Genomic DNA, 24,739 nt, shown 5'->3' with positions numbered 1-24,739 from the left:
TTTTAATCTATTATTTTTTAGTTGTTACTTTTATTTTTTGAGGAGGATTTTTTGCAGGAAACAAGCCTTTTGATTTTACATTTTTTCGAATACTACTTTCTAACCTCATTTTAGTTAACTCTGTACTGGTATCAAAATCTTCGGCTCTGAGCTCTCTTTTTTTCCTATTGAGTTTCGCGATTTTCACTACTTTAGCATCTAAACGATGAGAACTCGATATCATAATTAATAGTAAACTCACTACAAAAATTAAGATACCCCAATTATTAAACGAATTATCATCTGTTAAAAATCGCCCTCGTAAAACATCGTAAATTCCCTCCTTTACTTTTGACATTATTTTAGTGTTGCTATTCGAAGTTTAGCACTTCGCGCTCTATTATTTACTTTTATTTCTTCTCTAGAAGGAATAATTAACTTGCCTATTTTTTTCAAAGGAACCGTAAAATTACCATAAAAATCTTTTTCTGGCTCACCAACAAACAATCCTGTTCTTATAAATCGTTTTACTAACCTGTCTTCTAGTGAGTGGTATGAAATAATGCTTAACCTACCTTGCTCGTTTAACAAACCAGGCATCTGCTCTAAAAGTTCTTTTAAAACCTCTAATTCTTGATTTACTTCAATTCTAACAGCTTGGAATATTTGTGCTAGTATTTTATGTTCTTTCGCTTCAGGAAGAAATTCTTTTAATACCTCTTTCAACTGAAAACTCGTATCAATTGGTTTTAGCTCTCTAGCTTCTACAATTTTTTTAGCTAACATTCTGGCATTTCTTAATTCGCCATATAAAAACAAAATATCCGCCAAACGCTCTTCGCTATATTTGTTGATAATTTTTTTAGCAGATAAATCAGATTTCTGATCCATTCTCATATCTAAATCAGCGTCAAAACGAGTAGAAAAACCTCTATCAGCTTCATCAAACTGATGAGAAGACACGCCTAAATCTGCTAAAATACCATCTACTTTTTGAATGCCATAAAAACGCAAAAATCTAGAAATAAATCTAAAGTTTTCACCAATTAAAACAAAACGACTATCGTCTATTACATTTTGTGCAGCATCAGGGTCTTGATCAAAAGCAAAAAGCCTTCCATTTTCGCCCAACCTACTTAATATTTCTTTTGAATGACCACCGCCACCAAAAGTTACATCTACATACACTCCATCCTCTTTAATATTAAGAGCATCGACACTTTCCTTTAACAAAACTGGACTATGATAATTCATCTACATCTTCTATATTTCCCATTATTTCTTCTGCTAAATCAGCAAAATCAACAACAGCGTCATCAATTACTTTTTCGTATCTTTCCTTGTCCCAAATTTCAATGATATTAACAGCCGAACAAAGCACTACCTTCTTTTCAATACCTGCAAATAAGCACAAATCTTTTGGTATTAATAACCTTCCTGAAGCATCTATTTCTAGTGGTTTTACACCAGCGGTAAACCTTCGAATAAAGTCATTGTTTTTTTTCACAAACCTATTTAATTTGTGAAGTTTTTGCATTACTAAATTCCATTCTAGCGTTGGGTACAACTCCAAGCAAGGCTGAAACACAGACCTTTTAATAATAAACCCATTTTTTAATACTGTAAAGAGTTGCTTTTTGAATACTGATGACAACATCAACCTACCTTTAGCATCTATTTTACATTGATATGTACCTGTTAAATTTATCAAATTTAAAATTCTGTAGTTTGCATCAAAAATAAAAAAAAAATACCACTTCTTACCACTTTGCTCCACTTTGTTCATAAGTTTTAACAGACCATTTAAAAAACTGATTACCAAGCCTTTTAACACCGCTAAGAAGCCCCTTATAATAAAACTGAAAATCTCATAAAAAAGAACTACATTTGTGGTTAAGTCAAACGGATAAATTAATGGGTGATTTTTTAAAGAAAGAAGGCGGTTTTACATATGCTGAAGCAGGAGAAGGAAGGACGCTAATCGTACTACATGGTTTAATGGGAGCGTTAAGCAATTTTGATGAAACATTTAAACATTTTTCTAAAAAAGGATATCGGGTTTTAATACCTGAACTTCCTTTATACACACTACCTTTACTAAAAACAAACGTAAAAAACTTAGCTGATTATGTTCATGAGTTTATTGAATATAAAAAGCTAAAAGACGTGGTTCTTTTGGGTAATTCATTGGGTGGTCATATCGCTTTATATTACACAAAATGTTACCCTGAAGATGTAGCAGCAATTGTATTAACAGGTAGTTCTGGTTTATATGAAAAATCAATGGGCGATAGCTATCCTAAAAGAGGTAATTACCAATATATTGAAAACAAAGCTAGAGAAGTTTTTTACGATCCTGAAATAGCAACAAAAGAACTTGTTGATGGTATTTATGATATTGTAAATGACCGAATTAAGGCATTAAAAACCTTGTCTATTGCTAAAAGTGCGATCCGTCATAATATGGCAAATGATTTGCCAAACATGCACCAACCAACCTGTCTTATTTGGGGTAAACAAGATGGTGTAACACCTCCAGAGGCAGCAGAAGATTTCCATAAAAAATTACCCGATTCAGATTTATTTTGGATTGATAAATGTGGGCATGCAGCAATGATGGAAACACCTAAAGAATTTAATGAAATTTTAGAAGCCTGGCTTTCTAAAAGAAATATATAACAGCACAACTTATAGTTATGAAAATAAGATCTGCAGATTTTGTAATGAGCAACAGTAATGTTATGAAGGCGCCAAAGGATAGAATTCCTGAATACGCTTTTATAGGTCGCTCAAATGTAGGTAAATCTTCGTTAATCAACATGTTGATGCAACGTAAAGATTTAGCCAAAACTTCTGGAAAACCAGGAAAAACACAGCTGATAAATCACTTTAAAATAAACCAAGAATGGTTCTTAGTCGATTTACCAGGCTATGGCTATGCGCAAATTTCTAAAAAGAAAAGAACCATTTTTCAATTTTTTATTGAAAACTACTTTAAAGAAAGAGAGCAATTAGTTTTTACCTTTATTTTAATAGATTCTCGTCACGATCCGCAAAAGATTGACTTAGAATTTATGCAGTTTTTAGGTGAAAATCAAATCCCTTTTGGTATCGTTTTTACAAAAGCCGATAAATTAGGAACAACTAAAATAAACAACCAAATAGCCAACTATAAAAAGAAATTATTAAAACATTGGGAAACACTTCCTACCTCTTTTGTTACCTCATCGGAAACAGGTTTAGGACGTGAAGATTTTTTATCTTTTATAGAAACCACCAACGAAACAATTCTTAAAGACTTCAAATAATTTACAGCAATAACATTTTTATACATTAAAAAAATGCACTCTACTAAAGACAATTTACAGGTTTTACATGAAGATAATCACTTAATGATTATCAATAAAAGAGCTGGTGATATTGTTCAGGGTGATAAAACGGGTGACAAACCCCTTTCTGATGTTGTTAAAGAATATATTAAAGAAAAATACAACAAACCTGGTGCTGTTTATTTAGGTACAGTTCACCGACTAGACAGACCAACATCGGGCGTTGTTATTTACGCCCGTACGTCAAAAGCCTTAGAGCGTTTGAATAAAATGTTGCGTGACAAAACTATCAAAAAGACCTATTGGGCGGTTGTAAAAGAGCAACCCGAAAAAACAGCCGATACTCTTATTGGTTTTTTAAAGAAAAACCCAAAGAATAATAAATCTACAGCATATAAAAAAGAAGTTGACGGCAGTAAAAAAGCGATTCTTCATTATAAAACACTTAAAAATTTAGACAATTATTCTTTATTAGAAATTGATCTAGAAACGGGGCGTCATCATCAAATTAGAGTGCAATTATCAAACATCGGTTGTATAATAAAAGGTGATTTAAAATACGGGGCAAAAAGAAGTAATAAAGACGGAGGTATTCATTTACATGCCCGTAAAATTGAATTTATACATCCTGTAAGTAAAGAACTTATTAAGGTTATAGCACCAACACCTAAAGATCCTATTTGGGGGGCTTGCTAACAAAATATTTTATTTAGATAATCTGTTAAATTTGTATCTTTAAACAAATTCTAACTATGGATATTTCTGAATTAGTACAAGCACAAAAAAACTTCTTTTCAACCCAGCAAACCAAAGATATTTCCTTTAGAAAAAATGCCTTAAAAAAGCTTCAAAAGGAACTTATCAAAAAAGAAAATGATATTATTAAAGCCTTATATGATGATTTTAAAAAATCAACATACGAAGCTGTAATGACAGAAACTGCCTTGGTATTGGCTGAATTAAAAATGACCATTAAAAACCTTAATGACTGGAGTAAACCAAAACGTGTTTTACCAACACTTTTAAACTTCCCTTCATCAGCTAAAATATACAAAGAACCCTACGGAACAACCTTAATTATTGCCCCTTGGAATTACCCACACCAATTGGCTTTTGCACCACTTATAGGAGCCGTTGCGGCAGGAAATACCATTGTTTTAAAACCTTCAGAATTAACACCAAACGTAAGTAAAATTACCCAAGAAATTATAAGCGCTGTTTTTGATAAAAATCATGTTACCGTTATTCAAGGTGGCGTGGCTGTTTCTCAAAAATTATTAGCCGAGCGCTGGGATTATATTTTTTTTACAGGAAGTGTTCCTGTGGGTAAAATTGTAGCAAAAGCAGCGGCAGAACACCTTACGCCAATCACTTTAGAACTCGGTGGAAAAAGCCCTTGTATTATTGATCAAACTGCCAATATTCCACTAGCTGCAAAGCGCTTAGTTTGGGGGAAATTTATCAACGCTGGGCAAACCTGTATTGCACCTGATTATTTATTAATTCATCAATCAGTTAAAGAAGATTTTATAAAACATTTTAAGCAAGAAATAATAAATACTTATACCGAAAACCCTCAAAATTCGACAGATTTTCCACGGATTGTAAACACCCGTAATTTTGATCGGTTAGCCTTGCTTTTAAAAGATGAAAATTGCCTAATTGGCGGACAAATCAACAGGCAAGAAAAATATATTGCACCAACACTAATTGACCAGCCAAGCTTAGATAGTGAAGTTATGAAAGAGGAGATATTTGGTCCTATATTTCCGTTAATTTCGTACGAAAAAGAAACTGATTTAGACGCTATTATTTTTAAATATGAAAAACCTTTAGCCTTATATATTTTTACAACACGCAATTATTTTGCTAAAAAAATAATTGCAAGATATTCTTTTGGTGGCGGTACAATTAACGACACTATGGTTCATTTTGCCAATCATCGTTTACCCTTTGGTGGCGTTGGCGAAAGTGGTATTGGAAATTATCACGGAAAACAAACTTTCAACACTTTTTCTCATCAAAAAGGAATCGTTAAAAGAGCCAATTGGCTAGATATTCCCGTGCGATATGCTCCTTATAAAGGCAAATTAAAACAATTAAAAATACTACTAAAAATAGGTTCTTAATACTTCTTTTAACCAAAAAAAATCCCAAGTATAAAACTTGGGATTTTTTAATATATATAAAACTTAATTTACATTTCTAATGCTTTTTTAACATCATTATTCATTAATAACTCAACAGGGTTTTCTAGAGCTTCTTTAACAGCTACTAAGAACCCTACTGATTCACGACCATCGATAACTCTGTGGTCATAAGATAACGCTACATACATAATTGGTTGAATTACTACCTCACCATTCACAGCCATTGGTCTGTTTACAATGTTGTGCATACCTAAAATTCCACTTTGTGGAGGGTTTAAAATTGGCGTTGATAACATAGATCCAAAAACACCACCATTTGTAATAGTAAATGTTCCACCAGTCATTTCATCAACAGTAATTTGCCCATCTCTAGCACGTAAAGCTAAACGCTTCACCTCGCTTTCAACACCTCTAAAAGATAAATCTTCAGCATTTCTAATTACAGGAACCATTAATCCTTTAGGACCAGAAACTGCGATAGAAATATCTTGAAATTCATTTTTAATTTGGTAATCTCCATCAATCATAGAGTTTACATCTGGGTATAATTCTAAAGCTCTAACAACTGCTAAAGTGAAAAAAGACATAAATCCTAATCCAACTCCGTGCTTTGCTTTAAAGTCTTCTTTATACTGCTTACGTAAATCAAAAATTGGCTGCATGTTTACTTCGTTAAACGTCGTTAACATTGCAGTTTCGCTTTTTACAGCTACCAAACGTTGCGCTACTTTTCTACGCAACATTGACATTTTTTTACGTTCAGTTCCACGAGAACCGTTTGTAGGTTGCGTTCCCATAGAAGGTACCGCTTTTACAGCATCTTCTTTAGTTACACGCCCATCTTTTCCTGTTCCTTTTACTGATCCTGCAGGAATTCCTTTTTCTGCTAACACTTTTTTAGCCGCAGGAGAAGCTGTTCCTGTTGCATAAGTTGCCGCCTTTGGAGCTTCAACTTTTGGAGCTGCTGCTTTAGGAGCTTCTGCTGTTTTTGCTTCAGTAGAACTTCCACCAGCAGGTTTTGCTGCGCTCATATCAATAAGACACACTACAGCACCAACTTCAACAGCATCGCCTTCTTCTGCTTTTAAGGTGATAATTCCGCTTTCTTCCGCAGGTAATTCTAAGGTTGCTTTGTCAGAATCTACTTCCGCAATTGGCTGATCTTTTTCAACATAATCACCATCTTCAACTAACCACGTTGCTATTTCTACTTCTGTAATTGACTCCCCCGGAGAAGGAACTTTCATTTCTAAAATCATCAGTACTAAATTTTATATATCTGAAATTATATTTTTTTAATCGAAAACTTTGTCTAACACCTCTTGATGACGACGTTTGTAACGTGCACTTGAACCAGCTGCTGGTGCCGAACGATAATCTCTCGATGCACATTCTAACCTCGCTAATTCAAAACGTTCTAACATATAGCTCCAAGCCCCCATGTTTTTAGGTTCTTCTTGTGCCCAAACATAACGCTCAACATTCGGATATTTATCCATAATTATTTTTATCTGCTCGTTATGTAATGGGAATAACTGCTCTATTCTTACTAAAGCAATATCTTCTCTTACTAACTGCTCACGTTCTGCTAATAAATCATAATAAAATTTACCTGTACAGAACACCATTTTTTTCACTTTTGAAGTATCAATAGTATCATCAATAACTTCTTGGAAAGTTCCGTTAGCTAAATCTTCAATAGTATTTACAGCTTTTGGTAAACGCAATAAACTTTTAGGAGTAAAAACTACTAAAGGTTTTCTAAATTCACGCTTCATTTGACGACGTAAAATATGATACATATTTGCAGGTGTCGAACAATTTGCTATGGTCCAGTTATCGGTTGCTGATGACTGTAAAAAACGCTCCATTCTACCTGATGAATGCTCAGGTCCTTGCCCTTCATATCCGTGAGGTAATAACATTACCAAACCGTTTTGTAGTTTCCATTTAGCTTCAGCTGAACAAACATATTGATCAAATACAATTTGTGCTCCGTTGGCAAAATCACCAAACTGAGCTTCCCAAATCGTTAAGGTATTTGGCGCTGCCATAGCATATCCGTAGTCAAAACCTAAAACACCATATTCCGATAAATGAGAATTATAAATTGTCATTTCTCCTTTATTCTTGGTGTTAGTGTTTAATAAATTAACACGTTCTAAAGTTTGTTCATCACGCATAATTGCATGACGATGCGAGAAAGTTCCTCTTTCTACATCTTCTCCTGAAATACGAATATTAAATCCTTCTTCTAGTAAAGTTCCGTAGGCTAAGTTTTCTGCCGTCCCCCAATCTAATAGGTTTTCTTCAAAAACCATTTTTTTACGCCCTTGTAAAATACGCTCCGCTTTACGAACAAATTTATGCCCTTGTGGCGTTGTTGAAATTACTTCTGCGATATCTTTTAATGCTTCAACTGAATACGTAGTATCTGTTGACTGTAGCATGTCTTGTAATTGCTTACGTACAAATCCATCCCATACCTCTGGCATGAATTCTTGTATCTTAGAGGTTGTTTTTTTCTTCGATTCTGTAAATTCGACTTCTAAATGTGCTTTAAATTCGTCGGTAATTTCTTTTACATAATCCGCAGAAATACTTCCTTCTGATATTAATTTTTCGGCATATATTTCTTTGGCATTTTTATGCTTAGAAATTGCTTTATATAAATCAGGCTGAGTAAAACGAGGCTCATCACCTTCATTATGCCCATATTTACGATATCCTAATAAATCAATATAAATGTCTTTTTTGAATTTCATTCGATATTCAACAGCCATTTCCATTGCATGACAAACTGCTTCGGCATCATCAGCATTTACGTGTAATACTGGCGATAAAGTTACCTTTGCAACATCGGTACAATAGGTACTCGAACGAGCATCTAAATAATTGGTTGTAAAACCTACTTGATTATTTACAACCACATGAATTGTTCCGCCTGTTTTATAACCGTTTAAGGTCATCATTTGCGCCATTTCATATACAATTCCTTGCCCTGCAATTGCGGCATCTCCATGTACTATTATAGGTAATATTTTACTATTGTCTCCTTTGTAATCTAAATCTACTTTTGCACGAACAATTCCTTCGGCAACAGCAGCTACGGTTTCTAAATGCGATGGATTTGGTACTAAATTCATCTTCATTTTCTGACCGCCTTTGTAGGCTTTACTTAGGGTTAAACCTAAGTGATACTTTACATCACCGTCAATATATTGATCTTCAAAATCTTTCCCTTCAAATTCGCTAAATAAATCACGAACGGGTTTTTTAAAGATATTTACCAAGGTATTTAAACGACCACGATGTGCCATTCCTAATACACATTCTTCTACGCCATATTTCTCGGCAGCATCACGAAGTGCTACACTAACTCCAGGAATTAATGTTTCACCACCTTCTACAGAAAAACGTTTCTGCCCAACATATTTTGTTTGTAAAAAACTTTCAAAAGTTGATGCTTGGTTTAATTTTGTTAAAATGTATTTTTTTGCTTCTACATCATAATTAGACTGGTTATCGTTTTTATTCAAACGAGTTTGCCACCAATTTAATTCATCAGGGTTGCGTAAATACATGTATTCTACCCCAATACTTTCACAAAAAATTGCTTTTAAGTGTTTAATTATTTCAGTTAAGGTTGTTGAACCTATACCTAAAATATCACCTGCATTAAAAACAGTTGTTAAATCGGCTTTGTTTAATCCGAAGGTTTCAATATCTAATGATGGTGTGTATTTTCTACGATCACGAACTGGATTTGTTTTAGTAAACAAGTGCCCTCGTGTGCGGTAACCGTTTATTAAATCAATTACCAAAAACTCTTTACGTACTTCGTCAGGTACTTCTACCGAAACTTCCTCATCAGTTAAAGAGTAATCTTCATTGGCTAGATCATAACCCTGAAAAAAACTCCGCCAACTTGGTTCTACCGTATCTGGATTTTTTTGATATTGTTCATATAAATCACTTATAAAACCTGTATGTGCTGCGTTCAAGAACGAAAACTTGTCCATATTTTTTTTACTATGCTTTTCTGTAAATAAGAATAATCGATACAAAAATACAACTTTTAGTAAAAACTAAACTTTATTTTACGCTTAATTTGATACGTTTATTTTTTTAAACAAAAAAAAGATTTTACTATAAATCCTAAACAACAACAATATAAATAACTAACTAACAACTACATACAAATAATACTGAAATTTTATTGAAAATTTTATCAAAAAAACTTTGTAGCTTTGAAAAAAGGTCTTAAATTTGCACTCGCATTTTAAAACTATTAAATGTTTTAAAATCCTCCTTAGCTCAGTTGGTTAGAGCATCTGACTGTTAATCAGAGGGTCTTAGGTTCGAGTCCTAAAGGAGGAGCAAATTAAACATAGGAAACTGTAACTTCCTTAATAGTTACAACACATATTTTGTTCTATATGAACATTCCTCCTTAGCTCAGTTGGTTAGAGCATCTGACTGTTAATCAGAGGGTCTTAGGTTCGAGTCCTAAAGGAGGAGCTTTTAAAGAAAGACTTACATTTACTTGTAAGTCTTTTTTATTTTAAATGCTATGTTATGTCATTTCCAAAAAAACTAACACAAAAATTACTTCATCGGATAGAAAACAATTCTCTAAGAACACTTGGACAAAAAAATACTTTAATTGATTTTTCTTCCAATGATTATTTAGGCTTTGCAAAATCAGAAGCAATTTTTAATAAAACACATCAGTTTTTAATTGATAATAGCATCTTACAAAATGGCGCAACGGGTTCTCGCCTACTTTCAGGAAATCATCATTTATATAATAGTATAGAAAAAGAGCTTTCTAAATTTCATCATTCCGAAGAAGCTTTAATTTTTAATTCGGGTTACGATGCTAATATTGGTTTTTTTTCGGCAGTACCTCAACGAGGCGATATTATTTTATATGATGAATTTATCCACGCTTCTATTCGCGATGGAATTCAGTTATCAAACGCACAATCTTTTAAATTCAAACATAATAATTTAGAAGATTTAGAAAAGAAAATCAGCAAACATCAATCAAAAAATGATACTGAAATTTATGTAGTAACAGAAGCTGTTTTTTCTATGGATGGCGATATGCCTGATTTAAAAAAATTATCAGAAATTATAATACAAAACAACGCTTATTTAATTATTGATGAAGCGCATGCTGTTGGAGTTTTCAATAAAGGATTAATACAAGAGTTAAATATCGAAACTGCTATTTTTGCTAGAATTATCACTTTTGGAAAAGCATTAGGATGCCACGGAGCTGTTGTTTTAGGAAGTAAGGAATTGAAACAATATTTAATAAATTTTTCGAGAAGTTTTATTTATACCACAGGATTATCGCCTCATAGTTTGGCAACCATAAAATTTGCATATTCCGAATTAATAGAAAGTGATGCTAAAGAAAAACTTCAGAAAAATATTTTATTTTTCAAACAAGAAATAAACAGATTACAACTTAATTTTATAGCAAGTAATTCAGCAATTCATTGTTGTATTATTTCGGGAAATGAAAATGTAAAAGCAATTTCAAAAAAATTGCAAGAAAAAAGATTTGATGTAAAAGCAATTTTATCGCCCACAATAAATAAAGGAGAAGAAAGGTTGCGTTTTTGTTTACATTCCTATAATTCTTTTGAAGAAATCACTGCTGTTTTAGAACATCTTACTACTTTTGTTTAAAAAACAATGCAAGATAATTATACTATTTTAACCATTTTTGAAAATTCAACAGAAGCTCATCTTTTAAAATCTAAATTAGATTCAAGTAGTATCAGAACCTCATTAATGGATGAAAAAACTATTGATACTGACCCATTAATGAGTCAAGCAATAGGTGGTGTAAAATTATTAGTTCATAATAATGATTTAGAAAAAGCGCTACATATTTTTAATGAAATAAGAGCTTATGAAAAAGATGAAAACGATAATTCTATATATTGTAAAGAATGTAATTCTTCTAGAATGTTAGTTGCTCCACCTCAACGAAAAAACTTTTTCTTTATGTTATTTCCTTTTTTTGAAAGCAGAAAATTAATTTGTAACGATTGTAAAACAATCTTTTAAATGAAAAAATATTTTATTACAGGAATTTCTACAGAAGTAGGAAAAACAGTTGCATCGGCAATATTTACCGAAGCCTTAGAAGCTGATTATTGGAAACCTATACAAGCTGGTGAATTAGAGGATTCCGATTCTCATAAAATAAAGAAATTTATTTCTAATAAAAAAACAATAATACACAATAACTCATACGCTTTAAAAACACCAATGAGTCCGCACGCTGCTGCCGAAATAGATAATATTACTATTGATTTAGCTAAAATTATCGAACCAAAAACCGATAATAAAAATTTAGTTATTGAAGGAGCTGGTGGAGTATTTGTTCCTTTAAATAATACCGATACTATTTTAGATATTATAAAACCTACTTATAACGTAATTGTGGTTTCTCGTCATTATTTAGGAAGTATTAATCATACCTTATTAACCGTAAATTTATTGAAAGAAAAAGGTTTTGACGTTTCTATTATTTTTTCTGGTGATGAACATAAAACTACCGAACAAATCATCAAAAAAATGACAAACGTTCCTGTTATTGGTAGAATTGATGAAGAACCGTATTTTGATAAGACTGTGATTAAAGAATATGCCGAACTTTTTAGAGATAAACTTCATCAACCTGAATTTATTTAAAAATTACATAAAAACAAGATTATCGTCATGCTGAATTTATTTCAGTATCGCATAAAGCTAAGAACTCTGGCAAATCAGAATGCGATTCTGAAATAAATTCAGAATAACGGAAACTTTATTGTTATGAAAGAAAGCTATATTTACATATTGACAAATAAATATCGAACTACATTTTATATCGGAATTACGTCTAATATTTCCAAAAGAATGATAGAACATAAAGAAAAAACAGCCTCAAAATTCACTGAAAAATATAATACAAGTGATTTAATTTATTTTGAAAAATTTACAGATATAAATCAAGCTATTTCAAGAGAAAAACAATTGAAAAATTGGCGTAAAGAATGGAAATTTAATTAAAAAATTAAACCCAACTTTAGAAACATTAAATTATTGATGAATTTTGATGCGATGCTGAAATAAATTCAGCATGACGGAAATTATAAAAGAAAGAAAACTTAGCCAAAACATAAACGAATGAATTTACAAGAAAGAGACAAAAAACATTTATGGCATCCGTTAAAACAACATCAAACACACCCTGACAGTTTAGGAATTGTAAAAGCAAAAGGATGTATTTTAACCGATGAAAAAGGCAATGAATATATTGATGCAATTTCATCGTGGTACACCTGTATGTTTGGGCATTGCAACGATTTTATTACAAGTCGTGTTTACAAACAAATGCAAACATTAGATCAAATAATGTTTAGCGATTTCACCCACGAACCTGCCGTAAAATTATCCGAAGAACTGATTAAAATTTTGCCTGAAAATCAAAATAGAATATTCTTTAACGACAATGGCTCAACAGCAGTTGAAGCAGCTATTAAAATGGCGTTACAATACTATTTTAATAAAGAAGAAAAACGAACTACTTTTATCGCTTTCGAAAATGGGTTTCATGGTGATACTTTTGGCGCAATGTCGGTTTCTGGCTTATCGGCTTACAATGGTCCTTTTGAAGATTTTTTAATGGATATTAAACGTATTCCTGTACCTGATGGCAAAAATAATGATGAAATTATTAAAGAACTAGAAAATATAATTTCTGAAAATGATATTGCTGGTTTCATTTACGAACCTTTAGTGCAAGGCGCTGCGGGAATGAAAATTCATGAAGCTTCAGATTTAAACGAAATTTTAAAATTCTGTAAAGAAAATAATATTTTAACAATTGCCGATGAAGTAATGACTGGTTTTGGAAAAACAGGAAATAATTTTGCTTCGGATGAAATTGCCACAAAACCCGATATTATTTGCTTGAGTAAAGCCCTAACTGGCGGATTAGTTCCAATGGCAATTACTTCGTGTACCGAAGAAATTTACAGTACTTTTTTAAGCAATGATATTGCTAAAGGATTTTTTCATTGTCATACATATTCGGCAAATCCGATTGCTTGTAGTGCAGCTTTAGCGACTATCGAATTATTACAAACCAAAGAAATTCAAGATAGTATTCAGTTTATTTCAAATTCTCACAAAGATTTTGAAGATAAAATTAAGCAACATTCAAAAGTAGCTTCAACACGTTCGAAAGGAGTTATTTTAGCTATCGACTTAAAAACAAATGCCAATCGTTACGGAACTTTACGTGACCAATTATTAAAACATTTTATGAATGATGGCGTGTTTTTACGTCCGTTAGGAAACACTATTTACATTCAGCCACCTTATATAATTACAGAAAAACAACTACAAAAGGTATATACAACTATTCAAAAGGTTTTAGATATTTTCTAAAACCTTTGGGTTATTTAATAGATTTATTTCATAATACTTGATTTTACCTTTATTTTTGCAGAAAATTAAATGTGTTGAAACAACCTATTTCTATTACCTCTTTTGCTTCTGTTTCTGCTTTAGGTAGTAATGCTAATCAAATTTGGGAGAATTATCTAAACCAAAAACATTTTCTAACATTAAAAGAAACTGTTTGGACAGGAAGCTTAACTGATGAAGATAAACAAGCAATTGATATTATCAGAAATTCTGATAATAAATACAAAAGTTTAGATGATTCGGTTTTATATACAATTTATGTTGCTAGAAAAGCAATTGAAAAAACAAACTGGACATCAGAAGATAACTTTGGAATTAATATTGGCTCGTCAAGAGGTGCGACTTCTTTGTTTGAAAAATATCATAAAGAGTTTTTAGAAACAGGAAAATCATCAACTTTAAGTTCTCCAACTACTACTTTAGGAAATATTTCGTCGTGGATTGCTCACGATTTACAATCAAATGGTCCTGAAATTTCGCATTCTATTACTTGTTCTACGGGTTTACATTCGTTATTAAATGGAATTGCTTGGTTACAATCTGGAATGTCAGAAAAATTTATGATTGGCGCAAGTGAAGCTTCTTTAACCGATTTTACCATTGCACAAATGCAAGCGTTAAAAGTTTATTCGAAAGAAACAGATGAATATCCTTGTAAAGCTTTTGATTTAGATAAACAGAAAAATACCATGGTTTTAGGTGAAGCAGCTGCTGTTTTTTGTTTAGAAAATGGTATCAAAGAAAATGCAATTGCACTTATTAAAGGTATCGGTTTTGCTACGGAAGTTTTAAAACATAATACATCGGTTACTGCAAATGCTGAATGTTTTCAAAAATCTATGAAAATGGCTTTAGCTGATATTTCTATGGATGATATTGATGCTATTGTAATGCACGCACCTGGAACTATTAAAGGTGACTTATCTGAAATTAATGCAATTCATGCAGTTTTTGGCGATAAAAAACCTTTTTTAACCACCAATAAATGGAAAGTCGGACATACTTTTGGCTCTTCTGGATTGCTAAGTTTAGAACTTGCAATACTGATGCTAAAACATCAAAAAACTATTGAAGTTCCATTTGCTGAAAAACAAAATCATCCGAAGAAAATAAAAAATATTTTAGTAAATGCTGTTGGTTTTGGCGGAAATGCTGTTTCTGTTTTAATATCAGCACAAAATATTAAAAAATAAACTATAAATTTAATTAAGAAGTTTAGCCCTGATTGAACGGCTTGTTTGAGCTCTTTTTTATTTTTCTTTTCGAAAAAATAAAAAAAGCGAGTAGTGAAAGCAGGAAATAGCTCCTAAAAATAAATAGAAAGACAATTAGTTTTTTTATTTTTGACATTACAAATAACTTGATTTTTATGAGTGAAGTAAGACATAACTGGACGAAAGAAGAAGTTCTTGAAATATATAATAAACCTTTAATGGAGCTTTTATATGAAGCTGCAACAATTCATAGAAAAAGTCATGACCCTAATGTAGTTCAGGTTTCTACATTGTTATCTATAAAAACTGGTGGCTGTTCGGAAGATTGTGGATATTGTCCGCAAGCGGCTCGTTATCATACCAATGTTGATGGAAATGATTTAATGTCAGTACGTCAAGTAAAAGCACAGGCTTTAAGAGCAAAATCGAGCGGAAGTTCTCGTGTTTGTATGGGTGCTGCTTGGAGAAATGTAAAAGATGGTCCTGAATTTGACCAAGTTTTAGACATGGTTAGAACCATTAATAAACTTGATATGGAGGTTTGCTGTACTTTAGGAATGGTTACCGAAAATCAGGCACAACGTTTAGCCGAAGCTGGTTTATATGCGTATAATCATAATTTAGATTCTTCGGAAGAATATTATAAAGAAGTAATTTCTACACGTGGATATCAAGATAGATTAGATACGATTAGTAATGTTCGAAAAACAAATGTAACGGTTTGTTCGGGTGGAATTATTGGAATGGGTGAAAATGCAGAAGATAGAGCTGGAATGTTAGTGGCTTTATCTACTTTAAGTCCTCAACCAGAATCTACACCAATTAACGCTTTAGTTGCTGTTGAAGGAACTCCTTTAGAAGACCAAAAACCTGTTGAAATTTGGGATATGATACGTATGGTAGCCACTACTCGTATTGTTTTACCTGAAACTCAGGTTCGTTTATCTGCAGGAAGAACGCAAATGAGTAGAGAAGGACAAGCAATGTGTTTCTTTGCAGGTGCGAATTCTATTTTTGCTGGTGATAAATTATTAACAACGCCAAATCCTGATGTTGATGAAGACATGAAAATGTTTAAAATGTTAGGTTTAAATCCTCAGAAACCTTTTACTAAAAAGGTACAACCACAAACGGTTGAAGCTAAGGATTCTAAATTTGAGAACTTAGGCGAAAAACCTAAATGGACAAGACCTGAACATAAAATTGAACGTAACGAAGAAAAAAAGCAAGAAGCTTTAGAATTACGTAAACAATAATAAATATACTTTTTAAAATAAAAAAGCATCGTTTATATAAACGATGCTTTTTTTATTACTAATCTAATAAATCTTTGATAATTTTCTTAGCTTTTTCTGTTGCTTCTTTAAATTCTTCTTGAGCATCTTCTGCAAAATCGGCAAGCTCTTCACTTGCTTTACTTGCTAATTCTGACGCTTTTTCAGATACTTCTTCTAAAGTTTCTTTGGCTTCATCAGCAAATTCAGTGGCTTTATTTTTGATATCTTGAACTGTTTCATCTGACAAAACTTCACCTACTTTTGCTTTCACATCTTCCATTGCATCAGCAACGTGTTCACTTGCTTTTCCAGCAAATTCTGATGCTTTTTCTTTTAGATTTTCTTTCGAAATATTGTTATTTTCTTCCATTTTATTTTTATTTAGCGTGTTTATCTCTCAAAAATTAATCTCTTATAAATATATTAAAAAAGATTTAATTTTAATAATTATTAATAAAATCTAACAAAAAATAGTCTTTATTTTATCAACAATTGTTTGCGCTAATTTTTGTTTACTTTCAACCGTCCAACCTGCAACATGAGGAGATAATAAAACATTATCAGCCTTTATTAAATATTGAAAAGCTTCGGGCATATCTTGATTTACAAATAAGTTTTCAAAAGATTTTTTTTCATATTCTAACACATCTAGACCTGCTCCTAAAACTTTTGATGATTTTAAGGCATCCACTAAATCGGAAGTAACTACTGATTTTCCTCTTGCCGTGTTTATCAACCAAAATGGTTTAGAAAAAGCATTGATAAAATTGGCATCAATCATATTTGTAGTTAATGCAGTTTGAGGTGTGTGTAAACTTAAAACATCTGCTTTTTGTTGTAATTCCTCTAAAGAAACTTGGGTACAATTTTCATCGCCAACATTTGGTTTGATATCGTAACAAAGTACTTTTACATCAAAACCTCTTAATTTTTTTGCAAATGATTTTCCCATATTACCGTAACCAATTAAACCAATGGTTCTTCCATCTAGTTCAATTCCTCTGTTATCTTCTCGTAACCATTTACCGTTTCTAACTTCATTATCTGCTTTTCTAAATTTATTAAAAAGTGATAATATCATTCCTAAAGCGTGTTCACCAACCGCATTTCTATTTCCTTCAGGAGCTGAAATTAAATGAATTCCTTTTTGATTCGCATATTCACAAGCTATATTTTCAAGTCCTGCTCCTACTCTTCCGATAAATTTTAAATTCGTTGCTTTGTCTAAAAACTGTTTATCAATAGTAAATCTACTTCGGATAATAATTCCATCATATTGATTAATTTTAGCTTCTATTACTTCTTTTGATGCTGTATAATCTTGTTCATTAACAAAACCTACATCGTTTAATTGATTTAAAAGTAATTCGTGATTTGAATCTAAGTGAAGTATTTTCATGCTATTTTAAATAAAAAAAGCCTTCTAAAAAGAAGGCTTATGTAATTAATATTGTTCCTTTTCGTTCGGAAAGTCTTTTGATTTTACATCGGCAATATAATTTTCAAAAGCTCCTGTCATTTCTGTATATAAATCTAAATATCTACGTAAAAAACGAGGATTAAATTCATGTGTCATACCAATCATATCATGAGTAACTAAAACTTGTCCGTCTACTCCGCCACCTGCTCCAATTCCGATAACAGGTATGGTTAAACTTTCGGCAACTTTTTGAGCTAAAGCTGCTGGTACTTTTTCTAAAACCAAAGCAAAACACCCTAATTCTTGTAATAGTTTGGCATCTTTTAATAATTTTTCAGCTTCCTCATCTTGCTTTGCTCTAACGGTGTATGTTCCAAATTTATAGATAGATTGTGGCGTTAATCCTAAGTGTCCCATTACAGGAATCCCTGCCGTTAAAATTCTTGATATCGATTCGCCAATTTCACTTCCTCCTTCTAATTTCACGGCGTGTCCACCCGATTCTTTCATTATTCTGATAGCAGAATCTAAAGCATTTTTAGAATTTCCTTGATAGGTTCCAAAAGGTAAATCAACAACAACTAAACAACGCTCAATAGCACGGATTACCGAACTTGCATGATAAATCATTTGGTCAAGTGTAATGGGCAAGGTGGTTTCATGCCCCGCCATTACATTCGATGCTGAATCTCCGACTAAAATGACATCAATTCCTGCTCCGTCTACAATTTTTGCCATCGTATAATCATAAGCAGTAAGCATAGAGATTTTCTCTCCATTTGCCTTCATATCTACTAATGATTTTGTTGTTACTCTTTTATATTGTTTTTTGGCTATTGACATTATGTATGTTTTATGTAAAGGTAAAAATACGGAAATTTTCAATTAAATAAGCATTCATATTTTTTGGAGCTACTCCCGCTTTCCGCACTCGCTTTTTTTGAAAAAAATCAAAAAAGAGCTCAAACAAATGCTACAATCGGGGCTAGAAATTACTGCTTTTATTAAAATAAAGTACAAACATCAAAAAATATAATTTTCAACTTTATTATATTGAAACTCTATTTATTTTCAAATAAAATTATGTTTTTACATACCTTTGTTTAAAACAAAAAACATGCACTTTCTTCCAGAAAAAATAGATACTTATGTTGTCAATCATTCACAACAAGAACCTAAAATATTACAAGAATTAACTAAAGAAACTTGGCAAAAAGTTTTAAATCCACGGATGTTGAGCGGTGCTTTTCAGGGTCGAGTTTTATCGATGATATCAAAATTAATACAGCCAAAAAACATTTTAGAAATAGGAACTTATACTGGTTATTCTGCACTTTCTTTAGCCGAAGGATTGCCAAAAGACGGGCTTCTTTATACCATTGATAAAAATGAAGAATTAGAAGAACTTCAAATTAAATATTTTAAAAAGTCAGATTATTCACATCAAATAAAGCAATATATAGGAAATGCCATTAATATTATCCCTACAATAAACACCAAATTTGACTTAGTTTTTATTGATGCTGATAAATCGAACTACTTAAATTATTTTGATTTAATTATTGATAAAATGAATACTGGAGGTGTTATTTTATCTGATAATGTACTTTGGAGCGGTAAGGTTGTCGAAGAATTAAACCCAAAAGACATCGACACAAAAATACTTTTAGAATACAATAAAAAACTAAATGAAGACCCTCGTATAGAAACGGTTTTACTGCCAATTCGTGATGGTTTAACAATTAGTAGGGTAAAATAATTTTTAAAACCTACGTTTTATAGGACCTGTTAAGTCATCAATATTTTCTTTAACTTTTGTTACTTCTTTATTGATATCTTCAACAAAATCGGTATTTACACCATTTTCGTTGGTACTATTATTAATTTCTTTTTTAATATCGTTTGTAGCATCTTTTACCTGGCGGATACCTTTTCCTAAGCCTCTGGCTATTTCAGGAATTTTATCTGCACCAAATAACATTACAACAATTAACAAGATTACAAAAATCTCTGGACCTCCGATAAATAAAAAAGCTACTTTCATATGAAACAAAGATACTTAAAATAAAAAAAAGCCAAACATAATGTTTGGCTTTTTTAATTTATGACTTTATAAGTAATTAATCAGCTAGAATAATTGCCTTATTATCTTTCATTTCTAAAGTTCCAGATTTAATAGTTAAGGTTAAAACCTTTTTATCTTCTGGTAAACTTACAATACTTTCATGTAAGTCATCAAAAATTAAATCGTCTTGTGTATGTACTTGTATTTTTATAGTTCCTTTTGTTAAAATCGACACAACAGCTGCGTGATTAGTTAACATTTGAAATTCACCATTAATACCTGGTACAGTAACAGAGTCTACATTTGATGAAAACAAAATAGCTTCTGGAGTTACAATTTCTAAAAACATAATTTAATTAATTATTGTTAATTATTCGTTGAATTATGCTTCAGTTAACATTTTTTCACCAGCATCAATAGCCTCTTGAATTGATCCTTTTAAGTTAAACGCTGCTTCTGGATATTGGTCTAATTCACCATCCATAATCATGTTAAATCCTTTAATAGTATCTTTAATATCAACTAAACATCCTTTTAATCCTGTAAACTGTTCAGCTACGTGGAAAGGCTGTGATAAGAAACGTTGTACTCTACGCGCTCTATGAACGACTAATTTATCTTCTTCAGATAATTCCTCCATACCTAAAATTGCAATAATATCTTGCAATTCTTTATAACGTTGTAAAATTTCTTTTACTCTTGTTGCAGTATTATAGTGTTCAGCTCCTAAAACCTCAGCAGATAAAATTCTTGAAGTAGAATCTAAAGGATCTACAGCAGGATAAATACCTAATTCTGCAATTTTACGAGATAATACCGTAGTAGCATCTAAGTGAGCAAATGTTGTTGCTGGTGCTGGATCTGTTAAATCATCTGCAGGTACATAAACTGCTTGTACAGATGTAATAGAACCTTTTTTAGTAGAAGTAATACGCTCTTGCATTGCTCCCATTTCGGTAGCTAATGTTGGTTGGTATCCTACTGCTGATGGCATACGACCTAATAAAGCTGATACCTCAGAACCTGCTTGTGTAAAACGGAAGATATTATCAACAAAGAAAAGAACGTCTTTTCCTTGTGCTTCTCCTGCTCCATCACGGAAATATTCTGCAATAGATAAACCAGATAAAGCAACACGTGCACGTGCTCCAGGTGGTTCGTTCATTTGTCCGAATACGAAAGTAGCTTTAGAGTCTCTCATTCCTGGTTTATCTACTTTAGATAAATCCCATCCTCCTTCTTCCATAGAGTGCATAAAATCATCACCATATTTGATAATTCCAGATTCTAACATCTCTCTTAATAAATCGTTTCCTTCACGAGTTCTTTCACCAACACCTGCGAATACAGATAAACCTCCGTGTCCTTTTGCAATGTTGTTAATTAACTCTTGAATTAATACGGTTTTACCTACTCCTGCTCCACCAAATAATCCAATTTTACCTCCTTTTGCATACGGCTCAATTAAATCAATTACTTTAATACCAGTAAATAAAACTTCAGTTGACACTGATAAGTCTTCAAATTTAGGTGCTTGACGGTGGATAGATAAACCATCATTTCCTGTTTTAGGTAAATCACCTAAACCATCAATAGCTTCACCAGTAACGTTAAATAAACGTCCGTAAATATCTTTACCTATTGGCATTTGAATTGGGTTACCCGTAGCGATTACTTCTGTACCTCTACTTAAACCATCAGTTGCATCCATCGAAATAGTACGAACTGTATCTTCACCTATATGTTGTTGAACCTCTAATACTAAAATTGAACCATCAGTTTTTTTAATTTCTAATGAATCGTAAATTTTTGGTAATTCAGCATTTTCTGTATTAAACTCAACATCGATAACTGGACCAATAATTTGAGAAACTTTACCTGTTATTCTAGACATTACTATATGTAATTAAAGTTATTTAATTTCCTATGTGAGCTTTAGCCCCTTTTTTGAAGGAGCAAAGGTAATTTTTTTAGAGGAATTTAAAAAACGTTTGAAGTTATTTTTAAAAAATTATTACATAAAAAAAGCCTCACATATTGTGAGGCTTTTAATATTATAAGTGTTTTAATTAAATTATTTTGTTAATTTAATCTCAACACGTCTGTTTTCAGCTCTACCAGCTCTAGTTTTATTATCAGCAATTGGATAGTCTTCACCAAATCCAGCAGAAGTTAATCTAGAAGAAGCAATACCAGCTTTTTTAGCTAAATAATCTAAAACAGCTTTCGCTCTTTTTTGAGATAATTTTAAGTTGTTAGCAGCTCTTCCTTGGCTATCAGTATGTCCTTGAACACTAAATTTAGCTTTAGAATATTCCTTCATAATAGAAGCAATTCTGTTTAAGTTAGCAACAACACCAGGCTTAAAAGTAGTTCTTCCTGAGTTAAAGTAAATAGCTCTTGCGAAGTCATTTAATTTCTTTTCAGCAGCCTTAGTAATTAATACTTCAGGACATCCGTTGTTAGAAGCAACACCTGCAACTTTAGGACATTTATCGTCTTTATCTAAAACGCTATCTCCATCAGTATCTACGTAAGGACAACCGTTATTTGCAACAGGACCTGCAACAGTAGGACATTTGTCTTTACCATCTACAACACCATCACCATCAGTATCAGGACATCCGTTATTAGCTTTAGTTCCTTTTACAGAAGGACAAGCGTCATCTTTATCAGCAATTCCATCACCATCAGTATCAGGACATCCGTTTAACGCAGCTAAACCTGCAACTTCAGGACATGCATCATCAGCATCTTTGATACCATCAGCATCTGTATCAGGACAACCGTTAAATTCTTTTAACCCTGCAACTTCAGGACAAGCATCGTTTTTATCAAAAATACCATCACCATCAGTATCAGTACCTCCAAATTTGAATACTAAACCTATAGAGTGTTGATAATGACCTCTTACGTTGTCACCAAAACCATGTTTTGCTCCTGTTTGAAAGTTTAAACCTAAGTTATCGTTAAACCAAGTATTGAAACCAGCTCCAGCATTTAACATACCTTCTCCTGTAGAATCAATAGAAGTATATCCTCCACCTAAATAGATATAAGGATTAAAATAAGGAGTTGTATTTTTGAATATTAAATTCACTAAAGGATCTAAATCATACTTTACATTAGCGTCAATTGCGTAATATAAGAAATCAGAATTATCTTTCTTTAAAAAAGTTTCAATTTTATTTAAAGAACCAGCTACTTGTAGAGTAAACCCATCGCTTAAATATTTTTCAGCAGAGATTCTAGATACAGAAGGAAGAATATTCCAGTCACTAGTACCTAATCCATCTTTTACTAAATTTTCGAATTTTCTACTACCTCTGATATCAACACTGTTGACACCAAAACCTACAACCCAAGGGTTATCTGAATCCTGCGCATTTGCTGTACCTAAAGTAGCAAACGTAAACAAAGCTATCACAGCTAATTTGATTTGTTTCATTATGATAAATTTAAAATTAAAATTTCGTTTTATATATTAGGCAAATGTAAGTGGTTAAAACTTATCTACAAAAGCAATTCTATAAAAACTTATAATAAAGATGATTTCTTATTATTTTTTTTTAAATTACACTCAATTCTTTTCCTATTTTTGTAAACGACTCAATAGCTTTGTCTAAGTGTTCTTTTTCATGAGCTGCTGATAACTGCACACGGATTCTTGCTTTTTCTTTTGGTACTACAGGAAAGAAAAAACCAATAACATAAATTCCTTCTTCTAATAGTTTATTTGCCATATTTTGCGAAAGTTTTGCGTCATATAGCATTACTGGTACAATTGCAGCATCGGCACCTACTAAATCGAACCCTGCTTTTTCCATTCCTGTTCTAAAATAATTTGTATTCCATTCTAATTTGTCACGTAATGTAGTGTCATCAGAAATTAATTCAAAAACTTTTAAAGATGCACCTACAATTGCAGGTGCTAAAGAGTTTGAAAATAAATACGGACGAGAACGCTGACGTAAAATTTCAATAATTTCTTTTTTACCAGTTGTATAACCACCCATCGCACCACCAAGTGCTTTTCCTAAAGTTCCTGTTACAATATCAACACGATCCATTACATTTTTTAATTCAACAGTACCACGTCCTGTTTTTCCAATAAAACCAGCTGCATGACATTCATCAACCATTACTAAGGCATCATATTTATCGGCTAAATCACAAATTTCATCAAGTTTAGCTACAATTCCATCCATAGAAAAAACACCATCTGTTACAATAATTTTAAAACGGTGATTTTGTTTATTAGCCTCAATTAACTGAGCTTCTAAAGCTTCCATATTATTATTATCATAACGGTAACGCGCTGCTTTACACAAACGAACTCCGTCAATAATAGAAGCATGATTTAAACTATCAGAAATAATTGCGTCTTCTTTTGTTAATAATGGCTCAAAAACTCCTCCATTTGCATCAAATGCTGCTGCATATAAAATAGTATCTTCTGTGGTATAGAATTCAGCTATTTTCTCTTCTAATTGCTTATGAATATCTTGAGTTCCACAAATAAAGCGAACAGATGACATTCCAAAACCATGTGTATCCATTGCGTCTTTAGCTCCTTGAATTACTTCAGGGTTATTTGATAATCCTAAATAATTATTCGCACAAAAATTTATAACCTCTTCACCTGTAGAAATTTTTATTACTGCATCTTGAGACGATGTAATAATACGTTCTGCCTTATACAATCCAGCATCTTTAATTTCTTTAATTTCTTGTTGTAATTGCTCTTTTATTTTTCCGTACATACTATAAATGTGTAATAGTTTATTTAAAATTGATTCTTCAATA

Annotated in this window: 25 protein-coding genes and 2 tRNA genes; 14 read left to right on the top strand and 13 right to left on the bottom strand. The window is 32.0% G+C overall.

Annotated features, from left to right (window positions below; genetic code table 11):
* Window positions 1-10: 10 nt before the first annotated feature.
* The 3 genes from ABNT14_RS01245 to ABNT14_RS01235 are packed head-to-tail and all read right to left on the bottom strand — an operon-like array spanning window position 11 to window position 1,690.
* Window positions 11-337 carry an FtsL-like putative cell division protein gene (locus tag ABNT14_RS01245; RefSeq protein ID WP_101902476.1) on the bottom strand — a complete coding sequence of 109 codons (327 nt, stop codon included), beginning with the start codon at window positions 335-337 and terminating at the stop codon, window positions 11-13.
* Window positions 337-1,233, bottom strand: a complete 897-nt coding sequence (gene rsmH, locus ABNT14_RS01240) for a 16S rRNA (cytosine(1402)-N(4))-methyltransferase RsmH (RefSeq protein ID WP_101902475.1) — start codon at window positions 1,231-1,233, stop codon at window positions 337-339. Before rsmH ends, ABNT14_RS01245 begins: the two co-directional genes overlap by 1 nt.
* The gene (locus ABNT14_RS01235) at window positions 1,220-1,690 is read right to left on the bottom strand and encodes a division/cell wall cluster transcriptional repressor MraZ (protein ID WP_101902633.1); all 471 of its coding nucleotides are present in this window, start codon (window positions 1,688-1,690) and stop codon (window positions 1,220-1,222) included. Before ABNT14_RS01235 ends, rsmH begins: the two co-directional genes overlap by 14 nt.
* 203 nt (window positions 1,691-1,893) lie before the next feature.
* Between ABNT14_RS01235 and ABNT14_RS01230 the strand changes: the two genes are divergently transcribed.
* From ABNT14_RS01230 to ABNT14_RS01215, 4 genes are read left to right on the top strand one after another with little or no spacing between them, the layout of a single operon-like run.
* Entirely contained in the window at window positions 1,894-2,658 is a 765-nt protein-coding gene (locus ABNT14_RS01230) for an alpha/beta fold hydrolase (protein ID WP_101902474.1), read from the top strand.
* Between the two features lie 17 nt (window positions 2,659-2,675).
* Complete coding sequence (gene yihA, locus ABNT14_RS01225) at window positions 2,676-3,287, top strand: ribosome biogenesis GTP-binding protein YihA/YsxC (RefSeq protein ID WP_101902473.1); 612 nt, start codon at window positions 2,676-2,678, stop codon at window positions 3,285-3,287.
* Between the two features lie 33 nt (window positions 3,288-3,320).
* Window positions 3,321-4,004, top strand: coding sequence for an RluA family pseudouridine synthase (locus ABNT14_RS01220; protein WP_101902472.1), 684 nt, complete (start codon window positions 3,321-3,323; stop codon window positions 4,002-4,004).
* A gap of 56 nt (window positions 4,005-4,060) precedes the next feature.
* A complete protein-coding gene (locus ABNT14_RS01215; protein ID WP_101902471.1) occupies window positions 4,061-5,437 on the top strand; it encodes an aldehyde dehydrogenase in 1,377 nt (458 codons plus the stop codon).
* A 68-nt stretch (window positions 5,438-5,505) separates the two neighbouring features.
* On the opposite strand, the gene odhB is transcribed toward ABNT14_RS01215, so the two are convergent.
* Entirely contained in the window at window positions 5,506-6,717 is a 1,212-nt protein-coding gene (odhB, locus tag ABNT14_RS01210; protein WP_180947676.1) for a 2-oxoglutarate dehydrogenase complex dihydrolipoyllysine-residue succinyltransferase, read from the bottom strand.
* 36 nt (window positions 6,718-6,753) lie between these two features.
* Window positions 6,754-9,525, bottom strand: a complete 2,772-nt coding sequence (locus ABNT14_RS01205; RefSeq protein ID WP_262509575.1) for a 2-oxoglutarate dehydrogenase E1 component — start codon at window positions 9,523-9,525, stop codon at window positions 6,754-6,756.
* A 239-nt stretch (window positions 9,526-9,764) separates the two neighbouring features.
* On the opposite strand from ABNT14_RS01205, the gene ABNT14_RS01200 reads away from it, so the two are divergent.
* From ABNT14_RS01200 to bioB, 9 genes are all read left to right on the top strand, one after another.
* Window positions 9,765-9,838: transfer RNA gene (locus ABNT14_RS01200), tRNA-Asn, on the top strand.
* 67 nt (window positions 9,839-9,905) lie between these two features.
* Window positions 9,906-9,979 (top strand) — tRNA-Asn (locus ABNT14_RS01195).
* Window positions 9,980-10,036: 57 nt separating this feature from the next.
* Window positions 10,037-11,161, top strand: coding sequence for an aminotransferase class I/II-fold pyridoxal phosphate-dependent enzyme (locus ABNT14_RS01190; RefSeq protein WP_101902468.1), 1,125 nt, complete (start codon window positions 10,037-10,039; stop codon window positions 11,159-11,161).
* A gap of 6 nt (window positions 11,162-11,167) precedes the next feature.
* The gene (locus ABNT14_RS01185) at window positions 11,168-11,545 is read left to right on the top strand and encodes a DUF2007 domain-containing protein (protein ID WP_101902467.1); all 378 of its coding nucleotides are present in this window, start codon (window positions 11,168-11,170) and stop codon (window positions 11,543-11,545) included.
* A complete protein-coding gene (gene bioD / locus ABNT14_RS01180) occupies window positions 11,546-12,175 on the top strand; it encodes a dethiobiotin synthase (protein WP_101902466.1) in 630 nt (209 codons plus the stop codon).
* Between the two features lie 123 nt (window positions 12,176-12,298).
* On the top strand, window positions 12,299-12,535 hold the full coding sequence (locus ABNT14_RS01175) for a GIY-YIG nuclease family protein (RefSeq protein WP_101902465.1): 237 nt from the start codon (window positions 12,299-12,301) through the stop codon (window positions 12,533-12,535).
* Between the two features lie 117 nt (window positions 12,536-12,652).
* Window positions 12,653-13,918 carry an adenosylmethionine--8-amino-7-oxononanoate transaminase gene (gene bioA / locus ABNT14_RS01170; RefSeq protein ID WP_101902464.1) on the top strand — a complete coding sequence of 422 codons (1,266 nt, stop codon included), beginning with the start codon at window positions 12,653-12,655 and terminating at the stop codon, window positions 13,916-13,918.
* A 74-nt stretch (window positions 13,919-13,992) separates the two neighbouring features.
* Window positions 13,993-15,150 carry a beta-ketoacyl synthase N-terminal-like domain-containing protein gene (locus ABNT14_RS01165; protein WP_101902463.1) on the top strand — a complete coding sequence of 386 codons (1,158 nt, stop codon included), beginning with the start codon at window positions 13,993-13,995 and terminating at the stop codon, window positions 15,148-15,150.
* A 176-nt stretch (window positions 15,151-15,326) separates the two neighbouring features.
* Window positions 15,327-16,427: a biotin synthase BioB gene (gene bioB, locus ABNT14_RS01160; protein WP_101902462.1), complete on the top strand. Its 1,101-nt coding sequence runs from the start codon at window positions 15,327-15,329 to the stop codon at window positions 16,425-16,427.
* Window positions 16,428-16,485: 58 nt separating this feature from the next.
* On the opposite strand, the gene ABNT14_RS01155 is transcribed toward bioB, so the two are convergent.
* The 3 genes from ABNT14_RS01155 to panB all read right to left on the bottom strand — a co-directional run bounded on the left by ABNT14_RS01155 (window position 16,486) and on the right by panB (window position 18,711).
* Window positions 16,486-16,818 carry a hypothetical protein gene (locus ABNT14_RS01155; protein ID WP_101902461.1) on the bottom strand — a complete coding sequence of 111 codons (333 nt, stop codon included), beginning with the start codon at window positions 16,816-16,818 and terminating at the stop codon, window positions 16,486-16,488.
* Between the two features lie 90 nt (window positions 16,819-16,908).
* Window positions 16,909-17,847 (bottom strand): 2-hydroxyacid dehydrogenase, encoded by a 939-nt coding sequence (locus ABNT14_RS01150; RefSeq protein ID WP_101902460.1) that lies wholly within the window; start codon window positions 17,845-17,847, stop codon window positions 16,909-16,911.
* Window positions 17,848-17,892: 45 nt separating this feature from the next.
* Window positions 17,893-18,711, bottom strand: coding sequence for a 3-methyl-2-oxobutanoate hydroxymethyltransferase (panB, locus tag ABNT14_RS01145; protein WP_101902459.1), 819 nt, complete (start codon window positions 18,709-18,711; stop codon window positions 17,893-17,895).
* 274 nt (window positions 18,712-18,985) lie between these two features.
* Between panB and ABNT14_RS01140 the strand changes: the two genes are divergently transcribed.
* Window positions 18,986-19,627, top strand: coding sequence for an O-methyltransferase (locus ABNT14_RS01140; RefSeq protein ID WP_101902458.1), 642 nt, complete (start codon window positions 18,986-18,988; stop codon window positions 19,625-19,627).
* 3 nt (window positions 19,628-19,630) lie between these two features.
* On the opposite strand, the gene ABNT14_RS01135 is transcribed toward ABNT14_RS01140, so the two are convergent.
* The 5 genes from ABNT14_RS01135 to kbl form a co-directional block, all read right to left on the bottom strand.
* Window positions 19,631-19,912, bottom strand: coding sequence for a Sec-independent protein translocase subunit TatA/TatB (locus ABNT14_RS01135; protein WP_101902457.1), 282 nt, complete (start codon window positions 19,910-19,912; stop codon window positions 19,631-19,633).
* 76 nt (window positions 19,913-19,988) lie between these two features.
* A complete protein-coding gene (locus tag ABNT14_RS01130; RefSeq protein ID WP_101902456.1) occupies window positions 19,989-20,282 on the bottom strand; it encodes a F0F1 ATP synthase subunit epsilon in 294 nt (97 codons plus the stop codon).
* A 33-nt stretch (window positions 20,283-20,315) separates the two neighbouring features.
* Window positions 20,316-21,827, bottom strand: a complete 1,512-nt coding sequence (gene atpD, locus ABNT14_RS01125; protein WP_101902455.1) for a F0F1 ATP synthase subunit beta — start codon at window positions 21,825-21,827, stop codon at window positions 20,316-20,318.
* Between the two features lie 180 nt (window positions 21,828-22,007).
* On the bottom strand, window positions 22,008-23,381 hold the full coding sequence (locus tag ABNT14_RS01120) for an OmpA family protein (protein ID WP_101902454.1): 1,374 nt from the start codon (window positions 23,379-23,381) through the stop codon (window positions 22,008-22,010).
* Window positions 23,382-23,502: 121 nt separating this feature from the next.
* The gene (gene kbl / locus ABNT14_RS01115; protein WP_101902453.1) at window positions 23,503-24,696 is read right to left on the bottom strand and encodes a glycine C-acetyltransferase; all 1,194 of its coding nucleotides are present in this window, start codon (window positions 24,694-24,696) and stop codon (window positions 23,503-23,505) included.
* Window positions 24,697-24,739 lie beyond the last annotated feature (43 nt).

This window comes from Tenacibaculum dicentrarchi (genome assembly GCF_964036635.1).
In the GTDB taxonomy this organism is placed as follows: Bacteria; Bacteroidota; Bacteroidia; order Flavobacteriales; family Flavobacteriaceae; genus Polaribacter; species Polaribacter dicentrarchi.
This window is presented reverse-complemented; position numbering and strand designations above follow the sequence as displayed.